The organism is Cellulosimicrobium sp. I38E (genome assembly GCF_001647255.1).
Classification (GTDB): domain Bacteria; phylum Actinomycetota; class Actinomycetes; order Actinomycetales; family Cellulomonadaceae; genus Cellulosimicrobium; species Cellulosimicrobium cellulans_E.
On record NZ_LUAZ01000017.1, the window covers coordinates 88627 to 114450 of the forward strand.

Annotated in this window: 25 protein-coding genes; 11 read left to right on the top strand and 14 right to left on the bottom strand. The window is 76.0% G+C overall.

What is annotated here, in order from left to right:
• Positions 1-15 precede the first annotated feature (15 nt).
• Positions 16-1311, bottom strand: a complete 1296-nt coding sequence (locus A0J59_RS05635) for an FAD-binding protein (RefSeq protein ID WP_064315490.1) — start codon at positions 1309-1311, stop codon at positions 16-18.
• 109 nt (positions 1312-1420) lie between these two features.
• Here A0J59_RS05635 and A0J59_RS05640 point away from each other — a divergent pair, with 109 nt between their 5' ends.
• Positions 1421-2305: a CPBP family intramembrane glutamic endopeptidase gene (locus A0J59_RS05640; protein ID WP_082918770.1), complete on the top strand. Its 885-nt coding sequence runs from the start codon at positions 1421-1423 to the stop codon at positions 2303-2305.
• Between the two features lie 11 nt (positions 2306-2316).
• On the opposite strand, the gene A0J59_RS05645 is transcribed toward A0J59_RS05640, so the two are convergent.
• The 3 genes from A0J59_RS05645 to A0J59_RS05655 form a co-directional block, all read right to left on the bottom strand.
• The gene (locus tag A0J59_RS05645; protein WP_064315491.1) at positions 2317-2952 is read right to left on the bottom strand and encodes a hypothetical protein; all 636 of its coding nucleotides are present in this window, start codon (positions 2950-2952) and stop codon (positions 2317-2319) included.
• Positions 2953-3026: 74 nt separating this feature from the next.
• Positions 3027-3665 carry a response regulator transcription factor gene (locus tag A0J59_RS05650; RefSeq protein ID WP_064315492.1) on the bottom strand — a complete coding sequence of 213 codons (639 nt, stop codon included), beginning with the start codon at positions 3663-3665 and terminating at the stop codon, positions 3027-3029.
• Complete coding sequence (locus A0J59_RS05655; protein ID WP_255365022.1) at positions 3662-4900, bottom strand: sensor histidine kinase; 1239 nt, start codon at positions 4898-4900, stop codon at positions 3662-3664. Before A0J59_RS05655 ends, A0J59_RS05650 begins: the two co-directional genes overlap by 4 nt.
• Positions 4901-5075: 175 nt before the next feature.
• On the opposite strand from A0J59_RS05655, the gene A0J59_RS05660 reads away from it, so the two are divergent.
• Positions 5076-5663 (top strand): heme-binding protein, encoded by a 588-nt coding sequence (locus A0J59_RS05660; RefSeq protein ID WP_064315493.1) that lies wholly within the window; start codon positions 5076-5078, stop codon positions 5661-5663.
• 2 nt (positions 5664-5665) lie between these two features.
• Here A0J59_RS05660 and A0J59_RS05665 read toward each other — a convergent pair whose 3' ends face one another.
• Both A0J59_RS05665 and A0J59_RS05670 read right to left on the bottom strand, forming a co-directional pair.
• On the bottom strand, positions 5666-6814 hold the full coding sequence (locus tag A0J59_RS05665) for a DNA glycosylase AlkZ-like family protein (protein ID WP_064315494.1): 1149 nt from the start codon (positions 6812-6814) through the stop codon (positions 5666-5668).
• A 22-nt stretch (positions 6815-6836) separates the two neighbouring features.
• The gene (locus tag A0J59_RS05670; RefSeq protein WP_047231058.1) at positions 6837-7526 is read right to left on the bottom strand and encodes a DUF2993 domain-containing protein; all 690 of its coding nucleotides are present in this window, start codon (positions 7524-7526) and stop codon (positions 6837-6839) included.
• Between the two features lie 117 nt (positions 7527-7643).
• Here A0J59_RS05670 and A0J59_RS05675 point away from each other — a divergent pair, with 117 nt between their 5' ends.
• Positions 7644-8429, top strand: a complete 786-nt coding sequence (locus tag A0J59_RS05675) for an LLM class F420-dependent oxidoreductase (RefSeq protein ID WP_064315495.1) — start codon at positions 7644-7646, stop codon at positions 8427-8429.
• Between the two features lie 101 nt (positions 8430-8530).
• On the opposite strand, the gene A0J59_RS21475 is transcribed toward A0J59_RS05675, so the two are convergent.
• The 3 genes from A0J59_RS21475 to A0J59_RS05685 form a co-directional block, all read right to left on the bottom strand.
• On the bottom strand, positions 8531-8689 hold the full coding sequence (locus A0J59_RS21475) for a hypothetical protein (protein ID WP_156186259.1): 159 nt from the start codon (positions 8687-8689) through the stop codon (positions 8531-8533).
• A 64-nt stretch (positions 8690-8753) separates the two neighbouring features.
• Positions 8754-9527 carry a DUF1266 domain-containing protein gene (locus A0J59_RS05680; protein WP_064315496.1) on the bottom strand — a complete coding sequence of 258 codons (774 nt, stop codon included), beginning with the start codon at positions 9525-9527 and terminating at the stop codon, positions 8754-8756.
• A 147-nt stretch (positions 9528-9674) separates the two neighbouring features.
• The gene (locus tag A0J59_RS05685; RefSeq protein ID WP_064315497.1) at positions 9675-10652 is read right to left on the bottom strand and encodes a CPBP family intramembrane glutamic endopeptidase; all 978 of its coding nucleotides are present in this window, start codon (positions 10650-10652) and stop codon (positions 9675-9677) included.
• A gap of 314 nt (positions 10653-10966) precedes the next feature.
• Between A0J59_RS05685 and A0J59_RS05690 the strand changes: the two genes are divergently transcribed.
• The 7 genes from A0J59_RS05690 to A0J59_RS05715 all read left to right on the top strand — a co-directional run bounded on the left by A0J59_RS05690 (position 10967) and on the right by A0J59_RS05715 (position 18534).
• Positions 10967-11620, top strand: a complete 654-nt coding sequence (locus tag A0J59_RS05690) for a hypothetical protein (RefSeq protein ID WP_064315498.1) — start codon at positions 10967-10969, stop codon at positions 11618-11620.
• Positions 11617-12849: a PrsW family intramembrane metalloprotease gene (locus A0J59_RS05695; protein WP_064315499.1), complete on the top strand. Its 1233-nt coding sequence runs from the start codon at positions 11617-11619 to the stop codon at positions 12847-12849. The genes A0J59_RS05690 and A0J59_RS05695 overlap by 4 nt, the downstream gene beginning before the upstream one ends.
• A 3-nt stretch (positions 12850-12852) precedes the next feature.
• Positions 12853-13620 carry a CPBP family intramembrane glutamic endopeptidase gene (locus A0J59_RS05700; RefSeq protein WP_064315500.1) on the top strand — a complete coding sequence of 256 codons (768 nt, stop codon included), beginning with the start codon at positions 12853-12855 and terminating at the stop codon, positions 13618-13620.
• 45 nt (positions 13621-13665) lie between these two features.
• Positions 13666-15900 carry a tetratricopeptide repeat protein gene (locus A0J59_RS05705; protein WP_156532826.1) on the top strand — a complete coding sequence of 745 codons (2235 nt, stop codon included), beginning with the start codon at positions 13666-13668 and terminating at the stop codon, positions 15898-15900.
• Entirely contained in the window at positions 15897-16094 is a 198-nt protein-coding gene (locus A0J59_RS21480; protein WP_156532828.1) for a hypothetical protein, read from the top strand. The genes A0J59_RS05705 and A0J59_RS21480 overlap by 4 nt, the downstream gene beginning before the upstream one ends.
• Positions 16095-16170: 76 nt before the next feature.
• Positions 16171-17595, top strand: a complete 1425-nt coding sequence (locus A0J59_RS05710) for a multidrug effflux MFS transporter (RefSeq protein ID WP_082918772.1) — start codon at positions 16171-16173, stop codon at positions 17593-17595.
• A 105-nt stretch (positions 17596-17700) separates the two neighbouring features.
• A complete protein-coding gene (locus tag A0J59_RS05715; RefSeq protein ID WP_047231273.1) occupies positions 17701-18534 on the top strand; it encodes a uracil-DNA glycosylase in 834 nt (277 codons plus the stop codon).
• A gap of 123 nt (positions 18535-18657) precedes the next feature.
• Here the strand turns inward: A0J59_RS05715 and A0J59_RS21485 are convergent, their stop codons facing one another.
• Positions 18658-18822, bottom strand: coding sequence for a hypothetical protein (locus A0J59_RS21485; protein ID WP_156186257.1), 165 nt, complete (start codon positions 18820-18822; stop codon positions 18658-18660).
• A gap of 352 nt (positions 18823-19174) precedes the next feature.
• Complete coding sequence (locus A0J59_RS05720) at positions 19175-19603, bottom strand: VOC family protein (RefSeq protein ID WP_064315502.1); 429 nt, start codon at positions 19601-19603, stop codon at positions 19175-19177.
• Between the two features lie 87 nt (positions 19604-19690).
• On the opposite strand from A0J59_RS05720, the gene A0J59_RS05725 reads away from it, so the two are divergent.
• Positions 19691-20443: a TetR/AcrR family transcriptional regulator gene (locus A0J59_RS05725; protein ID WP_064315503.1), complete on the top strand. Its 753-nt coding sequence runs from the start codon at positions 19691-19693 to the stop codon at positions 20441-20443.
• Here A0J59_RS05725 and A0J59_RS05730 read toward each other — a convergent pair.
• The 3 genes from A0J59_RS05730 to A0J59_RS05740 form a co-directional block, all read right to left on the bottom strand.
• Positions 20397-21068 (bottom strand): class I SAM-dependent methyltransferase, encoded by a 672-nt coding sequence (locus A0J59_RS05730; RefSeq protein WP_064315504.1) that lies wholly within the window; start codon positions 21066-21068, stop codon positions 20397-20399. The two genes, A0J59_RS05725 and A0J59_RS05730, sit on opposite strands and share 47 nt — an antisense overlap.
• A gap of 158 nt (positions 21069-21226) precedes the next feature.
• Positions 21227-24529 (bottom strand): AAA family ATPase, encoded by a 3303-nt coding sequence (locus A0J59_RS05735; RefSeq protein ID WP_064315505.1) that lies wholly within the window; start codon positions 24527-24529, stop codon positions 21227-21229.
• Positions 24529-25824 (bottom strand): exonuclease SbcCD subunit D, encoded by a 1296-nt coding sequence (locus A0J59_RS05740; protein WP_064315578.1) that lies wholly within the window; start codon positions 25822-25824, stop codon positions 24529-24531. The genes A0J59_RS05735 and A0J59_RS05740 overlap by 1 nt, the downstream gene beginning before the upstream one ends.

A 25824-nucleotide genomic window follows, 5' to 3' on the forward strand; every position in this document is an offset into this window, starting at 1 on the left:
ACCCTGCCCGAGCGGTCAGCCCGCGAGGAGACGCTCGACGTAGCCGCCGAGGAAGCGACCGTCGGGGTCGTACCGCTGCACGAGCTCGCCGAAGTCGTCGAAGCGCGGGTAGAGCGTCGCGACCGAGCCGGGGTCGTGGACGAGCGCGTGCGAGAGCTTGCCCCAGTGCGGGCGCGCGCCGAGCGGGAGGAGCGCCGCCTCGACGTCGGGCAGGACGCGCGCGACGTCGTCGGGCAACGGCTTCCACGTGAGGTGCACGCCGACCGCCGGGCCGTCGAACGGGCTGAGCCACAGCGGCTCCGCGTCGGCCGCGACGCTGCGGACCTCCCCCACCTGGAGCAGCGGCGTCACGCGCGGGCCGAGGTCGCGCATCGCCGCGAACGCCTCCTGCGCGCGGGCGCGCGGCACGAGGTACTCCGACTGGAGCTCCGCGCCGTTGCTCGGCGTGAAGTCGAGCCGGAAGTGCGGCAGCCGCTCGTTCCACGGGCCGGGCTCGCCGAGCTGGGGCGTGCAGTGCACGGGGTCGATGCCCGGCAGGGGGTGCAGCATCGTCGTCGCGGGCGTCGCCCCGAAGAGGTCCTCGCGCGCGGTCCCGGCCTCCCCCGGCGCGAGGCGCGACTTGCGCCAGACCTGCTGCACGCCGTCGGGCCCCCAGTCCGTGAAGAGGCTCACCGAGTACGCCGACGCCGTGAGCTCGTCGTAGTGCGCGGCCACCGCGTCCCACGGCAGCCCGACGTGCACGTCCTGGCGCACGTCGAACGTCGGGACGGTCTCGAGCTCGACCCGGGTCACCACGCCCAGCGCCCCGAGCGCGACGACCGCGCCGGGGAAGTCCGCGTCCTCGCGCCGCAGGAGGCGCCGCTCGCCGTCGCCCGTGACCAGCTCCAGCCCGACGACGGCGCTCGCCAGCGAGCCGACCTCGTCGCCCGAGCCGTGGGTCGCCGTCGCGACGGACCCCGCGACGGAGATGTGCGGGAGCGACGCGAGGTTCGCGAGCGCGCGACCCGCGGCCTGCACGTGGCGCGTCACGTCGCCGTACCGCAGCCCCGCCGCGACCGAGGCCACGCCCGTGGCGGGGTCGACCGCGACGGGCGGTCGGCCGTCGTCGTACCGGTCGAGGACGACGTGCGTCCCGGGTGTGTCCGCGACGTCCCCGAACGAGTGCCGCGACCCGAGCGCCTTGACGCGCGTCGACCGCCGCACGACGTCGGCGAGCTCCTCCGGCGTCGCGGGGTGCACGACCTCCGTCGAGGAGTAGGTGAGGTTGCCCGCCCAGTTGGCGGGGCGCGGGGCGTCGGGCGTCGTCGTCACGCCCCCACCCTGCCACCTCCCGGACCAGCCCGTCCGCGGGGGTTGTCCCCACCCTGGCTCGGGGGCGGCCCGGGCTCTCCGGAGCGGGACGAACCGGTGGGATCGAGACATGACGACCAGCGCACGTCCTCTCCCTGCTGCCGCACGGTCCCGGCGCGTCTCGCCCGCCTCGTCCTCGGACGCCTCCGCCCTGTGCGCGGAGGGCCCCGAGCGGCCCCTCCGCGGCGCGCTCGCCGCGTTCTGGGCGCTCGCGTTCGGGCTGTCCTGGGCGTCGTGGGGCGCCGCGTGGCTGCTCGGAGGCGACCTCGCCGACCCCGTCGTGTTCGCGCTCTTCGCGCTCGGCGGCTTCGGCCCGACGCTGGCCGCGCTCGTGCTGCGCGCGGCGGGGCGCCGCAGCCCGCGGACGGCGCGCCGGGGCGCGGCCGGGCGATGGCTCCCGGCCGCGGTCGGGATCGGCGCTGCGCCGGCGGTCCTGACGGCGCTCGTCGTCCCGTCCCTCGGCGGCCCGACGGCGGACCTCTCGGCCGGGGCGGCGGCCGTCGCCGGGGCGGGGGGCCCGCTCCTGTTCGCCCTCGTCTCGCTGTGCGCGGGGCCGCTGTCGGAGGAGTTCGGGTGGCGCGGCTACGCGCAGCCGCGCCTGCGGCGTCGACTCTCGCCGCTCGCGACGTCGGTCGTGCTCGGCGCGGTGTGGGCGGTCTGGCACCTGCCGCTGTTCGCGCTCACCGGGACGTGGCAGTCGTCCCTCGGACTCGTGAGCGTCGAGGCGGTGCTGTTCCTGCTCGCGATGATCCCGCTCTCGAGCGCGTACTGGCTGGTCAGCGAGCGTCTGCGCGGCGGCGTGCCGGCCGCGGTCGCGCTGCACCTCGTGGGCAACGCCGCCCTGACGTTCCTCGCCGTCACGTCGCCGCCCGCGATGGCGGTCTACGTGGGGGTGATCGTGCTGACCTCGGTGCTGATCCACCTCGTCACCCGACCCGGCGCACCCCGCCCCTGAGCGGGCCGAGGTCAGGGCGTCACGAGCTCCACGGGGTGCTCGGCCAGCACCTCACCGGTCTCGGCGTCGAGCACGACGACGGTCGACGCCGGGAGCGCGGAAAGGTCCGGCGCCGTCCAGCCCTCGACGCCGGTGCACGTACGGCGGTCGAACGACTCCAGGACGGTACCGGTCGTCGTCTCGACGGTGACCGTCGCCGGGTGGTCGAGCACCTGACGAGGCCACTTCTCGACGTCGAGCCAGCCCCCGGCGTCGCTCGCCGGCGTGCTGTTCCACCACCCCTCGAGCCCGCCCAGCTCGGCCGGCTCGCCGTCGTCGCCCCGGACCTGGATCGGCGTCCCCGCGGAGCCGGCGAAGCCGCCGCACGCCTGCACCCCGTTCGTCTCCACGGGCGGGGGTGCCGAGGTCTCCGCGGCGAGCGCCGGGTCGGCGTCGGGCGCCTCCACGGCCGGCGCACCGCCGACGGCGTCGCTCGGCTCGGTCCCGGCCGCGCGACCGGTCAGCGCCGCGGCGATCCCGACCCCGAGGACGGCGACGGCGAGCACTCCCCCCACGAGCAGGGCCCGCGCGCGCGGACGACGCCCGGGCCCGTCGTCGTCGGCCGAGCCCTCGACGGGCGTCTCGTCCCTGGGCGTGGCGTCGTGCATCGTCGTCCCCCTGTCCCCGCGTGACCCGCCGCTCTGCGGGCGTGTCCGCACCCTACCGGTGCGGTCGGGCGGTGTCAGCGGCGGACGCCCCGGGCGCGCAACGCGTGCGCGACGGCCGCCGCGCGCGTCTCCACGCCGAGCTTGGCGTAGACGTGCGCCAGGTGCGTCTTCACCGTCGCCTCGCTGATGTGCAGGCGACGGCCGAGCTCGCGGTTGGACAGCCCGTCGGCGAGGAGCGTGAGGAGCTCGGCCTCGCGCGGGGTGAGGGCGGTGCCCGGGTGCTGCATCGAGTGCATGAGCCGCGACGCCACCGGCGGCGACAGGACGCTGCGGCCCGCGGCGGCCGCCCGGACGGCGGCGAAGATCTCGTGCGGCTGCGCGTCCTTGAGCAGGTACCCGGTCGCGCCGGCGTCGATGACGCGCACGATGTCGGCGTCGGTGTCGTACGTGGTGAAGACGAGCACCGGGACCCGCGGGTGCGCGGCGCGCAGCCGCCGGGTCGCGTCGATCCCGTCCATGCCGTCGCCCAGCTCGAGGTCCATCATGACGACGTCGGGCGCGGCGCCCTCGACCAGCGCGAGCCCCTCTTCGCCCGACCCGGCCTCGGCGACGACCCGCAGGTCGGGCTGCGACTCCAGGAGCGCACGCAGCCCGGCGCGCACGACCGGCTGGTCGTCGACGATCAGCGCGGCGACGGGTGCGGGGTCGTTCATCGGGAGCCCTCCTCGAGGTCGTCCCGCACGGGGACCGGGGGCGCGTCGTCGTCGGTCGGGACCTGCGCCGCGACCACGGTCCCCTCGCCGGGTGCACTCTCCACCGTGACCGTGCCGCCGAGCTGCGTGACCCGGCGGCGCATCGCGCGCAGGCCGTACCCGCCGGTGCTCGACGGCGCGGCGACCGCCTCGGGGTCGAAGCCGCTGCCGTCGTCGTACACGTCGAGCGCGACCGCGCCGGGCAGGTACGTGAGGGTCACGTCGAGGCGGTCCGCGGCGGCGTGCTGCGCGACGTTCGCCGCGGCGCTCTGCGTGACCCGCAGTAGCGCGTGCGCGACCTCGGGCGCGACGGCGCGCGCGTCGCCCCACGTCGTGAGGCACGCGCTCGGCACCTGGCCCTGCGCGGCGGCGAGCAGCGACGCGTGGAACCCCTCCGGGTCCACGCGCGCGGACGCGAGGTCGTGGACGAGGTTGCGCGTGTCCGCGAGGCTCGCTCGCACGGCCACGGCGGCGCGGCGCACGGCCGAGCGCGCGTCGTCGGGCGCGGCGTCCCACGTCTGGTCCGCCGCCTCCAGCAGCAGGACGCCGCTCGCGAGACCTTGCGTCACGGTGTCGTGGATCTCGCGCGCGAGGCGTTCGCGCTCGGCCACGATCCCCGCCTCGCGCTCGGACCGGGCGAGGCGGGCCTGCGCCTGCGCGATCTGCTCCTGGAGCTGGACCCGTGCTGCCGCGTCGCGCTCCACACGGTCGGTGACGAGCGTGAGGAGCACCGCGACGCACGGCGGGCCGACCAGCGCGGCCCAGTCGGTCCCGTCCGAGAGCCGCAGCAGCGCGACCGACGTCACGACCGCGACCTCCCCGACGAGCACGTGCGACCACGGCGGGCGGAAGCCGAGACGGCACACGAAGAAGAGCGGGAGCGCGCACCACGCGAAGCTCGGGGCCAGGAGCGCCAGCACCGACCACGTCGCGAGGAGCACGAGGGTCGCCGCCCGCGCGGGGACCGACCGCGACGAGGCGTGGCGCGACGCCACGAGGAGCGCCCCGTACGCGACGACCGTCACCGCGGCCAGCACCACGACGAGCTGCCAGCGGTCGTCCGCGCCGTGCCGCACGACGTACCGCGTCGTGGACGTCGCGACGAGCGCGAGGAACGTCGCGTGCACCCCGACGTCGAGCGCGCGCCCGGCAGCGGGACGAGCCTCTGCGGGAGGCGCGGGCAGGTCGGTGGGCACCGACCCACGGTAGGCGCCGCGCGTGCGCCGCACATCAGCCGATCGGACGGGGCCCGCCGCGACGAACGGGGCAGCAGCCCGGCCCCGATCCGCCGACGCGGCGGCCCGGACCCGCCGCCAAGACTGGTCGCGACCCCGGACGTCTGCGTCCGACCACCCCGAGAAAGGCACCACCATGGCCGCCTCGCGCCTCCGCCCGCTGACCCTCACCGCCGTCGCGCTCGCGACCGCCCTCACGCTCACCGCCTGCACGGCGGGCGCGTCCGGGAGCGACGACGCGGGGGCCGACCGGCCCGCGCAGCCCGCCGCCGTCGCGGTCGCCGACGTCACGACGGACGAGTTCGTGCAGGTCGGCCGGCTCACCGTCGCGGCGGCGCAGGAGGCCGCGAGCGCCGCGCTGGCCGCGTGCCAGGCCGAGGACCTCGGCTTCGTCAGCGTCGCCGTCGTCGACCGCGCGGGCCAGGTGCAGGCGCTCGTGCGCGGCGACGGCGCCGCGGTGCACACGCTCGAGGCCGCCCAGGCCAAGGCGTACACGTCGGCAGCGTTCGGCGCCGCGACGAGCGAGCTCGCGCCGCGCGCGGTCGGCGACGGCGCGACGGTCGCCGACCTGCCCGGCACGCTCTTCCTCCCGGGCGCCGTCCCGGTGAAGATCGACGGCGCGACGTTTGCGGGCATCGGCGTCGGCGGCGCGCCCGACGGCATGGCGGACGAGGCGTGCGCCGCCGCGGGCCTCGAGGCGCTCACCGGCCCCGCGGAGGGCTGAGCTCAGGCGGCCCGGGCCCAGTGCGCGGAGACGGCGGCGACCTGCTCGTCGAACGCCGCCGTCTCCGCAGGGGTGGGCGCGCGGCGCCACTGCGGCTCGACGACGACGTCGCGCGTCCCGACGACCCAGCGCCACCGACCCACGACGACCCCGTCGACCGCGACGGCGTGGATGAACGACCCGAGCCGGTCGCCGAGGTCGACGCCGTCGGCCACGACGACCGCGCGCGTCTCGCCGTAGGACATGAAGAGCTCGTCGTAGCTCTGCAGCAGGTCGACGACGGGTCGAGCCGGGTCGCCGTCGGGCGCGAGGGCGCCGACGAACGGCCCGGGCTCGAGCACCCGCTCGCCGGGGTCCGCGAGGCGCCAGAGCGTCAGCCCCTCGAACGTGCCCGACCCGGGCACCGCCACGACGTCCTCGCCGAGCAGGTCGAGCGCGTGCCGCACGTCGGTGAGCGTGAAGCCCGACCACTGCGCGACGTCCTTGACCGTCGCGTACGCGCGGCTCGCGAGGTAGCGGCGCAGCAGCTCGACGAGCGCGGCGTCCCGGTCGAACCGCTCGCCGAGCGGCCCGTAGCCCGGCGGGACGCGGTCGTCGAACGCGGCGTACGTCTGCTGCTTGCCGTCGAGCGGGCCGCTGACCAGGAGACGGTCGAGCTCCGCGCGCATGAGCACGTACCCGAGCGCGATGCCCTCGAGCGGGCGGCCGTGGGCGGCGAGCAGCCCCGCGAGCTCGCGGCGCGTGCGGGGCCGCTCCTGCACGGCCGCGAGGACGAGGTCGGTCTCCGCACCGTGCCCGTCCGTCCCCACCTGCCGGTACAGCGTCCCGTTGGCCTGGTGCACCCGCGGCGCGCTGAGCTCGACGAGCCAGCGGGCGTCGTCGGGCCGGACGAGGTGCCACGTGGGGCGCAGCACGTGCGTGCGCAGCACCTCGCCGCGGTCGCACGCCGCGACCGCGCCCGCCGAGCCGGGCCGCGCGTCGGGGCGCAACCGCCGCGTGAGGCCCCACAGCGCGGGGTGGAACTCCTGGCCCTGCACCGCGACGAGGTGCCCGACGGCGGTCGGCACGTCGGGCAGGTCGGGCGCGCGCAGGCGGTGCGCGGCGAGGCGCGCCGCGAGCACGTGGCGCTCGTCCACGGCCGTCTCGCTCACCGCGTCTCCCCTACCGTGCCGGTCACGACGCCACCAGGTCCTCGGCGACGACGTCGGTCCCCGTCACCGTGACGCGCACCCCGCCGTCGACGACGGACACGGAGTCGAGCGCGACGCCGTCGGGCAGGTCGAGCGGGACCCGCAGGTCGGACAGCGCGCGGGAGATCCCGGACGGAAGGTCGTCGACCGACACCGTCCCGAGGCCCGTGCGGACCGCGACGACGTCGACGGCGAGCTCGGCCGGCCCGGAGACGCGCGGCGTGACGTCGACCGTGATCGTGGCGCCGAGCAGGTCGAAGGCCAGCGACAGGACGTCGTCGGACGCGGTGATCCCCACGTCCAGGCCCGTCTGCTCCGCGACGATCTGCTGGAGCGACTCGGCCGCGATGACCCCCGACGCGGTCCCGGACGCGATGCGGTACGGCTCCGACGTGCTCACGCCGTCGGCCTCGACCTGGAGGTCGGAGATCGCGTAGCCGCCGAAGGACGCGGAGTCCGCCGAGCCGGTGACGTGCGTCAGCTCGCCGCGCGCGAGCTGCGTGAGGAACGGGAACCCCGTGATGTCGAGCTGCGCCCCGGAGACGTCGTCGGCCTGCTGCTCGAACGCGGTCACCGCGCCGCGCTCCGCGGCGCCGACCGCGACCCGGTCCGCCACGACGGCGACCGCCACGAGCACCACGAGCGTCACGAGCAGGCCCACCAGTCGCTTCATGCGCCCACCCTAGGTCCGCCGAGCACGACCCCGCTGTCGTTCCGACGATCGTGACGCCAGGACGTCGTGCTCGACGCGGGGTGTCGTCGTCCTCGACCCGGACGTAGATTGCCCGGCATGACCTCATCCCGGCACCCCTACCGCATCGGCGTCCAGCTCCAGCCGCAGCACGCCGACTACGCCCAGATCCGTGACGCCGTGCTGCGCGCGGAGGACCTCGGCGTCGACGTCATCTTCAACTGGGACCACTTCTTCCCCCTGACCGGCGACCCCGAAGGCAAGCACTTCGAGTGCTGGACGATGCTCGGCGCGTGGGCCGAGCAGACGGAGCGCGTCGAGATCGGCGCCCTCGTGACCTGCAACAGCTACCGCAACCCGGACCTCCTGGCCGACATGGCGCGGACGGTCGACCACATCAGCGGCGGGCGCCTGATCCTCGGGATCGGGGCGGGCTGGTTCGAGAAGGACTACGACCGGTTCGGCTACGAGTTCGGCACCGCGGGCGGGCGCATCGCCGACCTCGCCGAGGCGCTGCCGCGCATCAAGACCCGCTGGGCGGAGTCGAACCCCACGCCGACGCGCGACATCCCCGTGCTCGTCGGTGGCGGCGGCGAGCGCAAGACCCTGCGCGTCGTCGCGGAGCACGCGGACGTGTGGCACTCGTTCGGCGACGCGGAGACGCTCGCACGCAAGAGCGCGATCCTCGACGAGCACGGCGAGGCGGTCGGCCGCGACACCGCCGCGCTCGTCGAGCGCTCGGTCGGCGTGTCACGGGCGCCGTCGGAGTCCGCGGACGCGCTCGTCGCCGCGGGCGCGACGCTCTTCACGGTCGGTACGAGCGGGCCGGACTACGACCTGTCTCTCGTGCGGGAGTGGGTCGCCTGGCGCGACGCGCAGGGCTGACCACCACGCCGAGCACGACCTAGCTGCCGTTCTGAGGCTCGTGGCGGCAGCAAGGTCGTGCTCGACGGGGCGTGCCGTCGTTCTCGGCGGCGCGTCCGTCGTCAGAACAGCGCCCGCGCGAGGTTCGACAGCGCCGCGTGGACCTCGGAGCGCAGACCGTCGTCGGCGGCCACGACCGCCGTGCCGATGCCGACCACGACGAGCAGGACCCCTGCCCGCCACCACCACGGCGACCGGTGCACCGTCCGCCCTCCCGTCATGCCGCTCGATCCTCAGCGCCCGCCCCCGTCCGCTGCCCGTCCGCCGGGCTCGGGTCGGCCGCCGTCAGTACGACAGTGTCCGCCACGGCGACGACTCGGTGTCGAGCAGTCGGCGCACCGCGCGCTTGAAGTCGGGCAGGTCCTGGTCGACCGGGGTGCGGTTGCCCGCCGACCAGAACGCGCGCCCGGCGAGGAACCCGTCGCCGAACTGCGCCCACGACGCGTACGCGGGGCGCGACATCACGACGGCCTCCTCGATCGCCGCCCACGCCCGCTCCGGCGCGACGAACCCGGCGTCGACCGCCAGGCGGCTGACGTGCACCACCCGTGCCGCGTCCCACGCCGCGATCGACGGCGGGAGCGGGTCCGCGAGCTCGCCGTGCCCGCCCACCTGCGCCGACGCGCTCCAGCCCTGGTAGAACGCGACCGCGCGCTCGGGGTCGAGCCCGCGCGCCGTCGCCTCCTGCCGCACCTGCGCGGCGTGCTGCTCGGCCGCGCCCTTCGCGTCCCGGCGGCTCAGCCGGCCCGAGTACAGCTCCTCGACCTTGGGCATCGCGATCGCGTAGTAGCCGCGGTGGCCCTGGGTGAGCAGGAGCTCGTACGTGCGCTCGACGTCGTCCGCGCCCCGCACGTCCCACCCGGCCGCGAGCGGCTTCGCGGCCGTACGGGCGTCCGCCTCCACGGTCAGCGCGTTGATGGGCAGCACGCCCTCGACCGCGTAGTCCGCGCCCAGCGCGAGACCCCGCTGCTGCGCGGGCGTGAGCGCGGGCGCGTCCTCCTTCGCGTACAGGTCCGCGGTCCCCGAGAACATGTCCTTGAGCTTGTCGAACAGGCCCACCGTCGCTCCTTCGTCTCCCCGCGCCACCGACGCGGTCCGTCGCGCCGCGGTCGTCGCGGCCCTGGAGGAGATTGACGGCAGGGCCACCGCCGCCGCACGCGTCCCGAACGATCCCGAACGACGCGGGCGCCAGGCCAAGCCGGTGGCTCAGTCGACCGCGGCCGAGGACGGGCTCTCAGCGGCAGGAGGTGTCGGTGCGGGGGCCGCGGGCTCCGCGTCGTCCGCCCAGGTCCGGGCACGGCGGCGGTAGAGCACGAACGCGACCGCCGTCGCGGCGACGATCATGACGACGGCGGGCAGGCTCCCCTCGGTCCCGAACGTCCCACCGGTGAGCCAGTCGGGCGCTCCTTCCGTGGGTCGCAGGTACACCAGGGACTCGTCCTTGGGGGCGAGCCCGCTCACCGGGATGCCCCACACGTTGCCCAGAGCCCAGTTCCAGCCGGCGTGGATGCCGCCGATGAGCCACAGCGACCCCTGCTGGAGCGCGACGAACGAGGCGAAGACCGCGTAGAGCAGGATCGTCACGAACGCGAGGGGCAACGACAGCACGCCGTGCAGGATGGTGAAGATGAAGGCCGGCAGCCCGATCGCGACCCATCCGGGGAGCTGGAGCCCGGAGTTCTGCAGGAGGAAGCCCCGCGTGAGGACCTCCTCCTGGCCACCCTGGAACACGAACAGCAGCACGAGCGCCAGGACCAGCGGGAGCGCCGCCCAGCCCCCTCCGGAGCCCGACGCCGCCGGGGCGTCCACCCGCTCGTACGCGCCGGTCGCCCAGAGGAACAGGATCGGCAGCGAGATCATCGCCAGGCCGACGAGGATCCCCGTGAGCAGGAGCAGCACCCCGCGGCCCGGCCGGCGGAACCCGACGGTGCGGACGTGGCGTCGCTCGTACCAGCCGACCCAGGCGAAGACCACGAGGATCGACACGGCGCACGCGATCGCCTCCTGGACCTGGGCCGCCGGCGAGCCCGCGGAGACCTTCCACGCCTGACCGAGTGCACCCAGGACGCCGAACTGCACGACGAAGACCGCTCCGACGAAGACCACGAGGTAGGCGACCCACCAGCGCGTGACACGCCTCCCCGTCGCCGCGTCCCGGACCAGCGGGGCGTTCCGCACCGACATCTGCCACCTGCTCTCGTCGAGGGGTCGTCGTCGTCCGCCACGCTAGGGCCTGCACCAGCACTCGACATCTCGAGACCGGCGCCGGTCCCCACGAGCGCCCGGTCTGCGACGCAGAGCGCACCTGCCCGGTTCGCCGCGCGCAATGGCCGCGCTGTCGTTAGCGTCGGCGCATCGGACCACACCGGTGTGACTCGATCGGGTCACCACTCCGGCGGGAGACCCGGGTCCACCACACCGACGGAACGAGGTCAGATGCCCGTCCCAGCGACATCCCCGGCCACGGACCGTGTCCCTCCCGCGGCGGCAGGACGCGGGTGAGCGCCGACGCGCCGGGCGCGGGACCGGTTCGTCCTGAGGGATGGGTCCCCGTCGAGCGGCGCCTCCTCGGCCTGGACCGCTCGACGATCGCCCCGGCTCTCGCCGTCCTCGCCCTCCTGCTGGTGGCGGTCGTCGTCCTGCCGACTCTCAACGAGCGCATCGCGCGCGACAACCCGGCCCGGACGGGCGACGTCATCCGGCTCGGCGACGCCGTCACGTTCTCCCCCACGCCAGGCTGGAACATCCTGTCCGGGCAGCGCGAGGACGAGCCCGGTCCCGCCGACCGGTTCGCGACCTCCGCGACCGTGTCCGGCGACGGCGTGGTGCTCAACATCCAGACGGACACCTACGACGGCACCCCGCAGGAGCTGCTCGACCAGCTCCGGAAGACCGGTGCGGGCCTGCGGGGCGAGGCGGGATACCGGGTCGCCGGCGACCCCGTCGCCGTCACGACCGACGACGGCCTGACCGGCGTCGCAGCACGGTTCACCGGCACGTCCGGGAGCGGGCTGGTCGCCACCTTCGTCGTCGACGACCAGGGCATCGAGGTGGTCGCCCTCGGGCCGGACACCACGGACCCGGTCACCACGGCGGACGTGGCAGCCATGATCCAGTCGATCGCCCCCGTCGAGGAAGAGGCCACGTCATGAGCGACGTCGACCGCGCAGACGCGCTCGCCCTGCGGCGGCAGTCGCTCGAGACCAGCGGGTGGGGGAACCCGGTTCGCTGGTGGCAGCCCCGCAACGCGTGCTGGTGGGTCTTCGTGCTCGTCCTCGCGTACGGGCTCTACCAGATGCTGCACATCCTCGACACCACCGTGCGCGCCTTCGGGACCGCCCTAGGGCTGTCCGCGCTGATCTTCGGCGCCTACGGGCTGCTCTTCTGGTGGTTCACCACCGTCATCGACCGGTACTCGCCCCAACCCGTGTCGCTGCGCGTCGCGGCCTTCGCCTGGGGCGGCGTCGCCGCCACCTGGGTCATCGCGGTCAGCGCGAACGACGCGCTCCGCGGCCTCTACCTCACGCTCCTGGGACAGCAGGTCGCCGACACCTGGTGGGCTCCGTTGTCCGCCCCGTTCACCGAGGAGCTCGGCAAAGGCGCCGGCGTGCTCCTGCTGCTGTTCATCGCACCCACCGTGGTCCGCACGGCGTACGACGGGTTCGTCCTCGGCGCCTTCGCGGGGCTCGGGTTCCAGATCTTCGAGGACGTTCTCTACGCCCTCAACTCCGCCCAGACCCAGTTCGGTTCCGACCCGGTCGGCAACAGCCTCGGCACCGTCGGGCTGCGCCTCGCGAGCGGCTTCACCTCGCACATCCTGTACTCGGCCGTCTTCGGGGCCGGGCTCATCTACCTCGTCGGGACCCGCGCCCAGCGGCGGCGGGTCGGGCTCGGCCTCGGGCTCTGCGCGACCGCGATGGCCCTGCACTTCCTGTGGGACGCCGTCGGAGCACTGAGCGGCGGCAACGGCCCCCTCTCCCTGGTCCTCATCGTCGTGATCGCCGCCGTCGCGATCGCGACCGTGGTCGGCGTCTTCCACCTCACCGTCCGCGACGAGCGACGCACCATGCGCGCCGTCATGTCCCCCGAGGTCCTCGACGGCACCCTGTCCGCCGAGGAGCTCGACGCCCTCTCCGGCGGGTGGAGGCAGCGTCGCCGGTACCGCAAGGACGCGGCGGACCGCCACGACCGCAGGCGCCGCAAGCACCGCCTCGCCGCCGCGCACGACCTCGCCGACGAGATCGCCGCAGCCGACGCCCAGGAGACCGACCGCGTCGCGTTCGCACGAGCCGAGCTCGCGCGGCTCGACGCGCGATTGCTCGTCGACGCGCGACCCGGACCCGACCGAACGACCCCCGAGCACCCGACCGGAGAGAGGTAGCACATGCGCGTCCCACCCCGAGCCTGGATCGGAATCGCGATCCTCATCGGCTATCTCGTCATCATCGCGATCGTCGCCGCGCTCTCCGGCGTCCCCTACGAGGACGTCGGGACCAGCGCCGAGAGCATCTTCCGCGTCACCGTGCCCTCGTTCGTCATCGGGGCCCTCTACCTCGTCGTGGTCACCACCGCGCTGGGATGGTGGCGCCCCGCGCTCTTCGAGCGCGCACGCAGCGCCCGCCGCTGGCCGATCATCGCCCCTGTTCTCATGCTCGTCGTGGCAATCGTCAGCCTCGCCCAGACCACGTGGGAGGACTTCGACGCGACGTTCCTCCTCGCCCTCCTCCTGCTGGGGATCGGGGTCGGGTTCTGCGAGGAGCTGGTCGCGCGCGGCACGCTCCTCGTCGGGCTGCGCTCGCGCTACCGCGAGGTCTGGGTCTGGCTGTGGAGCTCCGTGCTGTTCGGGGCCATGCACCTGCTCAACGTCCTCTCCGGCTCCCCCCTCGACAAGGCCCTCCCCCAGGTCCTCGTCGCCTTCGGCTCCGGGACGGTCTTCTACATCCTGCGTCGCACGACCGGCTCCCTCGTGTGGGCCATGGCCCTGCACGGCCTGTGGGACATCTCCGTCTTCACCGTCGGGCACAACGACGCCACCGTGCCCTTCGCCGGGCTCGCCACCCCCGTCGTGGCGATCCTCGGCCTCGCCGTCGTCGCCTGGGTCATCAAGGACGCGGACGAGCGCGTCCCGGTCAGCAGCCGCGCTGTCGCGTAGCGGCGTCGCCGCGCACCGGTGGGTAGCCGTCGCTAGCCTGGCGCGATGCCCCCCGACCCGCCACCGTCCCCCGTGGGCGCCGGGTCGGTGGACGAGCTCGCGGCGCGACTGCGCGCGCTCCGGACCTGGGCCGGCGACCCCTCGTACACCGAGATCGCGCGGCGCGTCGGCGCGCTCCGCACCTCCCGGGGCGTCCCCGCCGCGGAGGCGCGCCCCGGCCGTGTGACCGTCTACGACGTCTTCCGGGCGGGCCGTTCCCGGCTCGACGTCGACCTGCTCGCCGACGTCGCGCGGGTCCTCGGTGACCGCCGGCCCGCGGCCTGGCGCGCCGCGTACCGAACCGCGGCCGTGCCCGCCGCCGTCCCGGCGGCAGCGCCGCCGTCGGTCCGGCTGGGACCGTTCGCGGACGAGGGCCCCCTCGTGGGCCGTGCGGACGACGCCGCGCGCCTCGCCGCAGCGCTCGGGGCCGGACGGCCCGACGGGCTCCCCGGCATCCCCGACGGTCCGCGCGTCGTGACCGTCACCGGCCTCGCCGGGACGGGGACGACGAGCGTCGCGCTCGCCGTCGCGCGCGAGGTCCCCGCGGACGTCGTCGCGCTCGTCGACCTGCGCCGGGTGCCTGCCGCTGAGGCGCCACCGGCCGCCGTCGTGCTCGACGCGCTGCTCCAGTCGCTCGGCGCGCCGCCGCCGGACGCGCAGGCGCGCGACGTCCTCGCGCTCGCCGCGGCCCTCGCGGCCGCGCTCGCCGGGCGTCGCACGACGGTCGTCCTCGACGACGTGACCGCCGCCGCCCAGGTCGCGGACGTCGTCGCGCACCTGCCGGCCGGGGCACGCGTCGTGGCCACGGCGCACCACGTGCTCGACCTCCCCGGCGCGGCCGGGACGACCCTGGACCCGCTCCCCGAGGACGACGCGCTCGCGCTCCTGGGGTCGCTCGTCGGCGCGGACCGCGCGGTCGCCGAGCCGAGCGCGGCCACTCGGCTGGTCCGCGCGTGCGGGGGCCTCCCCGCCGCGCTGGTGCGCGTCGCCGACGACGTCCGCGCCCGGCCCGGCTGGTCGCTCGCCGACCACGCCCGCCGGGTGGAGGACCTCCCCGGACCGGCCCTGCACCCCGCGCTCGCCGCGGCGCACCGCGACCTCCCCGCGGACCACGCCCGAGCCCTGCGCCTCCTCGCCCTCGTCCCGGTGCCGCTCGACGCCGCGTGGGTCGCCGTACTCCTCGGTGTCTCGACGAGCGAGAGCCGGGACGCGCTCGCCGCGCTGGGGCGCGCTCACCTCGTCACGGACGGGCCGCGCGGCGAGGTCGTCGTGCCCGACGCCGTCCGCGCCCTCGCCGCCGACCTCGCCCGGTCCGACGACCCGTTCTCCGCGCGGGCTGCGGCCGTCGGGCGCCTCGCCGCCCGGCTGCTCGACGACGCCCGGCCCGCCGTGCGCGCAGCGGCGCCTCACCACGACGCGACCGGGCGCTCGGCCGAGCAGGGTCCGACCGGGTTGGGCTCCGCCCCGTCGGGCGCCGCGGCGGTGAGGAGCACCACCGACGTCGCGCTCGCGTGGCTCGACACCCACCGGGACCTGCTCGTCGCGACGTCGGCGCTCGCCGCGGAGCACGAGCTCGCCGACCCGGTGACCGACCTCTCCGCCCTGCTCGCGCCGTACCTCGACTCGGCGGGGCGCTGGGACGACGCGGTCGCGGTGCACACGGCGGCGGTCGAGCACGGACGGCCCTCCGGGCGGTCCCAGGCCGGGCGCGACCTCGGGCGCGCGCTCGAACGGCTCGGCCGGTACGACGAGGCGCTCGCCCAGCTCGTCCGCTCGCTCGAGCGCGGCGACGACCCGCGTCCCGGCCAGACGCTCAACCGCGTCGGCAACGTGTACAAGCGGCTCGGCCGCTTCGACGAGGCCGAGACCGCGTACCGCGACGCGGCGACGACCGGGCGCTCGCGCTGTCACGTCGCGTGGGCGACGTCCTCAACGTCGCGATCGTGTCGAGCAACGCCGCGATCCTCTCCGAGGCGGAGGGCAGCCTCGACCGCGCGCTCGCGCTGCACCGCGACGCCCTCGCGAGCGCGACCTTTCTGGGCGACGCGGGGCTGGCGACGCGGGCACGGGTGCACGTGGGTCGGCTTCTCGCACGCTCCGACGCGGCGGGGGCCGGGGTCGTGGAGCTGCGTGCCGCGGTCGACGCGGCCGTCGCGCTCGGGGACCCCGACGCCGAGGCCGAGGCCCGCAGCGCGCTCGCGACCGCACTGCTCGCGGCGGGCTCCGTCGCCGAGGCGGTGACCGCGGGCGAGACCGCCGCGGGCGACGCCTCTCGCGCGGCGGACCTGCACCACGCGGCCCGCGCGCTCGCCGTCGAGCTCGACGACGCCGCCGAGGAGGCCCGTGCGCGGCGCGGTCTCGCAGCCGCAGGGCACGGGGTCGGCGCCGACGACGGAGACCGCCAGCACGACGGCGGGGCGCGCGGCAGAGCCTGAGACCTCCGCCGTCTCAGCATCCGATCACGTACGGCGTCCGGGAACATGCGGCACCCCGCGCGGGGTTGCCCCTGTCATGGCCTCCACTCCCCCCGCGACCCCGGCGCCGACCGCGCCCGTCGCCGCCCCGCCGGGCACCGGCTCCACGAGCCCCGCCGCTCCCGCCCGACCCGGGCGCATCAGCGCGGGGCTCGTCCTGCTGCTCTCCGCGCTCACCGCGATCGGTCCGCTGACGATCGACCTGTACCTCTCCGCCTTCCCGCGCATCGTCGACGAGCTCGGCACGACCGAGTCCCGCGTCCAGCTCACGCTCACCGCGACGCTCGCCGGGCTCGCGATCGGCCAGCTCCTCATCGGGTCCGTCTCGGACGCGATCGGCCGCCGCGCTCCCCTGCTGGTCTCCCTCGCGGTGTACGTCGCCGCGTCCGTGGGGATCGTCTTCGCCGGGTCGGTCGCCGCGCTCACCGGCCTGCGGTTCGTCCAGGGGCTCTCCGCGGCCGCCGGGATGGTGCTCTCCATGGCGATCGTGCGCGACTCGTTCGAGGGCTACCAGATCGGCAAGGTCATCGCGCGCCTCATGCTCGTCGTGGGCGTCGCGCCGATCCTCGCCCCGACCATCGGCGCCCAGTTCCTGCGGCTCGGCTCCTGGCGCGGCATGTTCGTCGCGCTCGCCGTGGTCGGCGCCGTGCTGTTCGTGCTCGTGCTGCTCCGCCTGCGCGAGACGCTCCCGGCCGAGCGCCGACGTTCCGGCGGGACCGTCGCCGCCCTGCGGTCGTACGGCTCGCTCCTGGGCGACTGGTCGTTCATCGGGCTCGCACTCATCGCGGGCTTCTACATGGCCGCGATGTTCACGTACATCTCCGCGTCGACGTTCGTGTTCCAGGACTTCTTCGGCATGTCGGCCCAGCAGTACGCGATCGTGTTCGGCGTCGGCGCCGTGTCCGTGACGGCGGGCAGCCAGATCAACGGCGCGCTCGTGGGCCGCGTCGCGCCCGAGCGCATCCTCCAGGGCGCGGTCGCCGCGGGCTTCGTGCTCTCGGGCGGGCTCCTCGTCGCGGCGCTCGCCGGCGCCGGCCTCGCGTGGCTCGTCCCGCTCATCGTCCTCACGCTCGGTACCGCCGGCTTCGTCATGCCGTCCGTCCCCGCCATCGCGCTCGAGCGCAACGCGCACCGCGCCGGGAGCGCCGCGGCGCTCATCGGGGCCTTCCAGTTCGGCGTCGGCGCGATCGTCGCGCCGGTGACCGGCCTGCTCGGCGGGTCACCGCCCGTGACGATGGCCGCCGTGATGTTCGGCGTGGTCGTCATCGCCGGAGCGGTCCTGCTCGGCCTGCGGCACACGTTCGGCGCGCCCGTCCCGGACGATGCCGCCGACGCGCTCGGCACGCGTGAGCCGGCCGGCGGCACGACCGCCGCGACGACCGGTCCCGAGGCGGCCGTCGACGTCCCCGACGACGCCGCCGCGCTCGCCGAGGCCACGGTGCTCGCCGACCGCGGCGCCTGACCGGCCAGACAGGCGCCGTCGAGCACGACTTCGCTCGCGGTCGAGCACGACATGGGGGTCGCTATCCGGCGGATAACGACCCCCATGTCGTGCTCGGCGCGGAAGATGGGGTGCGTGACGACCGACGACCCCGAGTACCCGCTCGCCGCGCGGACCGCCCCGTCGCTCGCGGCGCTCGACGACCACCTCATCCAGTGCCGGGCCTGCCCGCGTCTGGTCGCGTGGCGCGAGCACGTCGCCGAGGTCAAGCGCGCGTCGTTCCGCGACGACGACTACTGGGCCCGGCCCGTGCCCGGGTTCGGCGACGAGCGCGCGGGGATCCTCGTCGTCGGGCTCGCACCCGCCGCGCACGGGGCCAACCGCACCGGCCGCATGTTCACGGGCGACCGCAGCGGCGACTTCCTCTTCGCGTCCATGCACCGCACGGGCCTGGCCAACCAGGCGACGTCCGTGTCCGCGGACGACGGGCTGCGCCTCACCGGGATCCGCGTCACCGCCCCGGTGCGGTGCGCCCCGCCCGACAACAAGCCCACGCCCGAGGAGCGCCGCCGGTGCGGGCCGTATCTCGCGCGCGAGGTGGAGCTGCTCGGGGAGACCGTGCGCGTCGCCGTCGTGCTCGGCGGATTCGGGTGGCAGGCGCTCCTGTCCACGCTCGCCGAGCAGGGCTGGGACGTGCCCCGGCCACGGCCGCGGTTCACGCACGGCGCGGAGGTGACGCTGCGCCGTCGGACACCCGCGCCGGGGACGGACACCGCGGGGGCTCACCACGACGGCGAGGTGCCCGACGGCGGGCAGCCGCCCCCCGCGCAGACCCTCACCCTCCTGGGGTGCTTCCACGTGAGCCAGCAGAACACCTTCACCGGGCGTCTCACGCCCCAGATGCTCGACGACGTGCTGCTACGCGCGCGCGACCTCGCCGGCCTGAGCGCCCTGGACTGAGCACCCGCACGTGGAGAGACGCGCTCCGGGCCGAGGGCGGCAGCCGGCGGTGCAGCGCTAGGCCAGTGGTGCAGCGCTAGGCCAGCGGTGCAGCGCTCGGCCTGACGTGCGTCTGCGGTGCGTCTACCGGGTCGCGGTCGTCGGGGACTGACGGCGCGGGGCGTCCGCCCACCGGCGGCGCTCCGCCACGCGGGGCAGGGCGCGACCCACGAGCCGGAGCTGCTCGCGGCGCGCGATGACCTCCATGCGCCGCAGCTCGCGCTCGAGCGGGGACGATGCTGCTGACATTGCTGCTCTCCTTCGACGGCGCCGGGGACGCCCCGGTCGGACCGGGTGCCCACCCGGCGATGACGCTCGACGACCGCGAACCTCGGTCGCCGCTCCTGCCCCCGTAGGAGAGAGACCGAGGAGGCGCCGTCTTGTGACATGGTGACCGGGTCGGGACCGAGGCCCGCCGATCGCACGGCCGGCCGCCTCCCCTCCGGCGGGTACCGATGACGGGAGGATCCATGGCCGACGGCAGTGCCCGCCCCGGGCGCGGACCGCGGTGCTGGTCGCGGTCGTGGTCGTGGTCGTCGCAGGTGTCGTCACGACCAGCGCGACGGGGTTCCTCCCGCCCACGTCCTGAGGGGACGTCCGGTCAGTCGGCGGGGAGAGCCGACTCCTCGTACTGCTCGACGAACTCGCCCGACGGCGGGATGGGCGTGATGACGTCGATCAGGACACCGTTCGGGTCGGCGGTGATGAAGTGGCGCTGGCCGAACGCCTCGTCGCGCAGCGAGCGCAGGATCGGCAGACCCGCCGCGACGAAGCGGTCGTGGACGGCGTCGACGTCCTCGACCTCGAGGTTGAGCAGGAGCCCGTTCGCCCTCCCCCGCCCGCACTCGGGGATCGTCTCGTGGTCGCCGTCCAGCACGGCGAGGTTCACGGCCTCGTCGTGCGGGGACTGAAGGTGCACGTACCAGTCGCTCGTGAAGAGCGGCCGGAGGTCGAGGTGCTCGACGTAGAACGCGGCGGTCGCGGCGACGTCTCCGGTCATGATCACCGGGTACCAGCTCGTGATGCGCACGGGTCTTCTCCTCTGGTCGTGGGCGGGCGCCCAAGGAAACAAACAAACAGGCTGTATGTATCTAAGAGTGACCTACAGTCTGTCGGTATGCAAGAGACACGTCGGAGCAACGCCGAGCGCACCCTCGCCACCCGGACCGCGCTCGTCGCCGCGGCACGCGAGCTGTTCGTCGACCCCGGGTACGCGGAGGCGTCGACACCCCAGATCGCCGCGGCCGCGCGCGTCACGCGGGGCGCGCTCTACCACCACTACGCGGACAAGCGGGACCTGTTCCGGGCGGTCGTCGAGGCCGAGGCGGAGGCCGTCGCGCGCGAGATCGAGGCACGGACCGGCCCGCTCGCCAGCGCCCACGAGGTCGCAGCCGACGCGCTCGACGCCCGCGGGATGCTCATCGAGGGCGCGCGGGCCTACCTCGACGCGATGGCGGTCCCCGGCCGGACGCGCCTGCTGCTCGTCGACGCCCCGGCCGTGCTCGGCGCCGCCGAGGCCGACGCCCTCGACGCGCGCCACGCCCGTCGCACGCTGCGCGCAGGCCTCGCCGCGGCGATCGACACCACGCCCGGCGAGGCCGCACCTGACGACGGCGCACCCGACGACGAGGCCCGCGCCCGTCACGCACGCGACGGCGGCCCCCGCCTCGCGGGGAGGGACCGGCCGACGCCGCCGCGCGTCGGGGACGACGTCGCGCAGGACGACCGCCTCGACGCGCTGACTCTCCTGCTCTCCGCGGCCTTCGACCGCGCGGCGCTCGCGCTCGACGGCGGCGCGCCGCCACACCCCGTGCGCGCAGCGGTCACCGAGCTCGTGGACCGGGTGTGCGCGCCGCGAACCACTCGATGACGCCCGCCCGCGTGCGCTCGTGCCGCTCGACGGCGAGCCCCGCATCAAGCACCCAGCGCAGCGGGCGGCGGCGGAAGTGCTCCCCGGCGAGCGGGACGCTCACGGCGTCGGCCATCGCCTGGAGCGCGCGGAACGGCCACGACGTCGACGCGACGTGGTCCGCGAGGACGAGCAGGCCGCCGGGCCGCAGCACGCGGACCATCTCCGCGAGCGCGGCACGGTGGTCGGGGATCGCACACAGCGAGAAGGTGCAGACCACGGTGTCGTAGGAGTCGTCGGGGAGGTCGAGCCGCTGCGCGTCACCGAGCCGGAGGTCGACGTCGATGCTCCGCTCCGCGGCGCGCCGTCGCGCGACCGCGAGCATCCCCGGGCTCCACTCGACGCCCGTCAGTCGGCCGGCCAGGACCGGCGCCGGGTAGTGGGCCAGGTTGAGTCCCGTGCCGATCGCGACCTCCAGCGTCTCGCCCGTCGCGAGCGCGCACGCGCGGGGGCGGACGTCCGGGAAGAATCGCCGCTCGGCCACGGCCATGCCGCGGTCGTAGGCGCCCGCCTCCCGGTCCCAGCGCCGCCGCAGCCGGGCGTCGCGCGGGCTCGCCGCGCCGTCGTGCCGTGCCGGTCCTGTCACCCGCACCACCTCTCATCGCCGGTGGCGGCCCGCTGCACCCGGTCGCCTCGACCGGTCGGTCGTCGGCGCCTCCGGCCGACGTTCTCCGCTCGGCGTCTCCGGCCGGTGTCACCCGGTCGAGGTCACCCGGCCGACGTCCCGGGTGAGCACCGCCGTCCTCACGCTCGCACGGTGAGCGTGCTCCCGCCTCCGGGCACGCGCCGCACCTCGATGCGCTCCGCGATGGACTGCTTGAGCGCCTCCACGTGCGACACGACGCCGACGACGCGCCCACCCGCCCGGAGCCGACCGAGAGCCGCGAGCACGGCCTCGAGCGTCTCGGGGTCCAGGCTGCCGAAGCCCTCGTCGACGAAGAGCGTCCCCAGCTCGACCCCGCCCGCCTCCGCGGTGACGACGTCCGCGAGGCCCAGGGCCAGGCACAGGGACACGTAGAACGTCTCGCCGCCGGACAGCGTCCGCGGGTCGCGCTCGCGCTCGGTGACGTGGTCGAGGACCTTCATCGCGAGCCCACGCTTGTGCGCGCGCACGTCCTCGCGCGTCGCGCTGCGCACGAGCTCGTACCGGCCCGACGACATCTCGGCGAGGCGCTCGTTCGCCGCCGCGACGACGTCCTCGAACCGCTGGACGAGGACGAACGTCGCGAGCGTGAGCGCGTGGGCGTTGTCGCCGGAGCCGGACGCCAGCGCGGCCATGCGCGCGACCGGCTCTGCCGCGTCGCGGGCCCTGGCCCAGTCGTCCGCTGCCGCCCCGATCCCCTCCGCCGCGGCGCGCGCGGACTGCGCCTGGCGGGCCACGAGCTCGTGCCGGCGGCCTGCTGCCCGTGCCGTCGCCTCAGCCTCGGCGACCGCTGCCCGTGCCGCGGGGACGTCCGCGCGCGCGTCCTCGGGCACGTCCGCGAGGGCCGGGTCGGCGAGCCCGGCGGTCGTGGCGGCGCGCGCCGCCTCGTGCTCGGCCACGCGCCGCGCGAGCGCCCGACGGTCCGGCTCGTCGAGGACGGCGGCGAGCGCGTCGGCGGCGTCCACGAACCCGGACCGGTCGACGAGCGTGGCGAGCTCGGCCGCGCGCTCGTCGACGGCCCTCTGAGCGGTGGCGACCGCGGCGCCCGCGTCGGCGAGCGCGTCGATCGTGCGGAGCCGCTCGTCCAGCGCGGCGGCGAGGACGGCGACCGGGTTCCGGGTCCCGCCCTCGTCGGCGAGGGCGTCGGGCAGGTCGGCCAGCATCACCAGCGGTCCGGCCGCGGCGACCTCCGCACGGATCTCGGCCCGGTCGGCGTCGAGCATCGTCGCGAGCTCGTCGACGCGGGCCGTCGTGGCGGCGATCGTCTCCGCCAGCGCGGCGGCCCGCTCCTGGAGGGCGAGCGTGGCGGCGTCGAGGGCGTCGAGCTCGCGCTCGGCGTCCGCACGCTCGCGCGCCGCCGCTCGCGCGATCGTGACGAGCGCGTCGACCTCCGCGACCCGCTCCGCCGCCTCGTGCGGCGTCAGGCCCTCCGCGTCCCGACGGCGCGCGGCCAGCCGCTCCGCGAGGACCTCGACCCGCGCGGACGCGTCGTGCAGCGTCCGCTCGGCCTCCGCCCGGCCGTGCTCGGCCTCCTGGACGTCCTGCGCCGTGGGGTGGTCGTCCGCGAGCGGCGCCGGGGCCGGGTGGTCCGTGCCGCCGCACACCGGGCACGGGGACTCCTCGACGAGACCGGCGGCGAGCTCGCCCGCGAGGCCGGCGATGCGGGCCGCCCGGACCCGCGCCTCCTGCTCGACCGCGGCGCGCGCGGCCGTCGCGGCCTCCGTGCGCACGGCACGGGCCATCTCCTCCTCCGCGGCGAGCGTCGCGGCCTGCCGCGCCGCCTCCTCGACCGCACGCGCACGCAGCGCCCGCTCCTGGCAGGCCCCGAGCGTCCCGGCCGTCTCCGCGAGCGACGCCAGCCGCAGGCGCAGCTCCTCACGGCGCGCCGGGCGCGCGGCGAGCTCGTCGAGGACGCGCGCCCGCTCCTCGGCCGCCTGCGCGACGTCCTTGCGACCGTCGGCGACCGCACGGTCACGGCTCGGGAGCGAGGCACCGACGGGGAGCAGGCGGGTCACGCGCACCCCGGCCGTCGCGACGTCGGCGCGCAGCGCCTCGAGCGTGGTCGGGTCGGCGTCGGCGAGGGGCGCGGGCGCGCCGGTCCGCGCGAGCGCGAGCCGGTCGTGCGCGGCGGCGAGGAGCTGCTCCGCGCGGACGAGACCCTGCGCCGCGGGGGCGACCACGGCGGCACGGGTCGCGGCGTCGACGCGCCGACGGTCGTCGGCGACCCGGGGCTCCTCCTCCGCGAGGCGCGCCTCCTCGACGCGCAGCCGTGCCCGGCGGTCCACGGCGTCGGCGACCGCCCGCTCGGCGTCGAGGCGGTCGCGCGCCGCGACGAGCGTCGCGTTGGCCGCGAGCTCGCGCTCGGCCAGCACCTCCGCGTCGGCCTCCAGCCCCGCGACGCGCGCCAGGGCGAGCGCGTGCACGCCCGCGACCGGGGCTGCTGTCTCCTCGATCACCGCCGCGGGTGCGGCGGGCTCCGACCCCGTGACCCGTCCGTCGTCGAGCGGCGCCAGGGACGACGGCGCGGTGTCCGCGGCGGCGAGGCCCGTCCGCCTCGCCGCCTCCACCGCACCCCGAGCGAGGTTCGCCACACCCCCAGCGACGTCCGCCTCGGCCCGGGCGACGTCAGCCTCGTCGGCCCGCCGCAGCCGCGCGTCGTCCTGCGCGGCCTCGCGCAGTCGCCGGGCGTCGTCGGGCACGAGCCCCGCTGCCCCGGCGAACCGCTCGACCGCGCCGCGAACCCCCTGCCGCGCACCGTCCGACCGCGCCCGCGCCGTGCGCGCGAGCTCGGCGAGCCGCACCGCCGCGCGGTGGTAGAGCTCGGTGCCGAAGACCTTCTGGAGCAGCACGGCCCGGTCCTCGGGCTTCGCGCGCAGGAACGTCGCGAACTCGCCCTGGGGCAGCACGACGGTCTGCACGAGCTGGCGTCGGTCGAGCCCGACGATCCGGCGGATCTCGTCGCCGGCCTCGTCGAGCCGCGCCGAGAGCAGCTCGCCGGGCGGGCCGTCGACCCCCGCGACGGCCTCGGCGGACGGCACGCCCGCCAGGCGCCAGAGCCGCACCGAGGCCTGCTGGGTCGTCGTGCCCGTGCCGCGCTTCTTGGGCCGGAGGTACTCGGGCGTCCGACGCACCCGGTACACGCCCGACGGGACCTCCAGCACGAGGTCCACGAACGACTCGACCTCGGGGGCCGCGAACGCCGAACGGAGGCGGTCGTCGCTCGCCGCGTCGGACGCGACCTTGCCGTACAGAGCGAAGACGATCGCGTCGATGACCGTCGACTTGCCTGCGCCCGTGGGCCCGTCGAGCAGGAAGATCCCGGACGCACCGAGGGACGCGAGGTCGACGCGATGGAGGCCCGCGAACGGACCGATCGCCTGGAAGGTCAGCGAGTGCAGGTGCATCAGGCGCTCCGCTCCTCCGCCAGCGCGAGCTCGAACGCCTCGCGCAGCACGGCGACCTCCGCGGCGCTCGGCGCATGGCCCGCCACGTGCTCGACGAAGTCCCGCGCGACGTCGAGCGGGTCGCGGCCCGGCCCGACGGCGGTCACGACCTCCCGCTCGGCGACGCGCGGCGGGCGATGGGTCACCTGGAGGGCGTGCGGGAAACGGGCCCGGACGCGCGCGTAGAGCTCGGTGGGTCGCACGGGGTCCGTCACGACCACCCGCAGCCAGTCGTCGACGTACGGCTCGCCGACCGTCCCGAGCAGGTCGTCGAGCGTCCCCGTGACCTCCGCGAGGCGGCGCGGCACCGGCGCGGGGACGAGCTGGACCGCCGCGTCCGGGTCCCCGCCGGCGCGCAGCCGGTCCAGGTCGACGAGCGCCGTGGACTTGCGCTGGTGCAGCTCCGAGAAGGAGAACGCGAGCGGCGACCCCGAGTAGCGCGCGACCGTCGCCGACCCGCTGCCGTGACCTGCGGTTTCACGTGAAACGTCGGGCACGGTGACGCGCTGCGGCCCGTGCAGGTGCCCGAGCGCGACGTAGTCGATCCCCCAACCCCCGAACGTCGCCGCGGGCACGGCGTCGACCCCACCCACGCGGATGTCCCGCTCCGACTCCGACGCGAGCCCACCGACCACGAACGCGTGGCCGACGACGACGGCCCGTGCGGCCGGGTCCTGCGCACGGCGACGCGCGAGGTCGGCCCCGACGCGCCGCATCGCGGCTCCCATGACCGCCTCGTGCGACCGGGCGAGCGGCGTCCGCGCTCCGCCGGCGCGCGGGGCCGCGCCGTGGTCCGCGCCCGCGGACCCGGCGTCGTCGGCCAGCGCGTGGCGCGCCGTGTCCGGGTCGAGGTACGGGAGGGCGTAGACGAGCAGCGGAGCGTCGCCCGTACCGCTCCCGCGGCGTGGTGCGAGGACGACGGGCGACCCGACGTCGGCCAGCCGTGCGCGCAGGTGCACGCCCGGACGCATGACGCGATCCCCGAACCCGAGCCGGACCGCGGAGTCGTGGTTGCCCGGCGTGACGACGACGTGCGCGTGCTCCGCGAGCCGCGTGACCGCGTCCGAGAGGAGCGACACCGCGTCGACGGGAGGGATCGCGCGGTCGTACACGTCGCCCGCGACGACGACGGCGTCGACGCGCTCCGTGCGGGTCAGCTCGACGAGGTGGTCGAGGTGCGCGGCCTGGTGCTCCAGCAGGTCGACCCCGTGCAGCGTCCGCCCGAGGTGCCAGTCGGACGTGTGCAGGATGCGCAT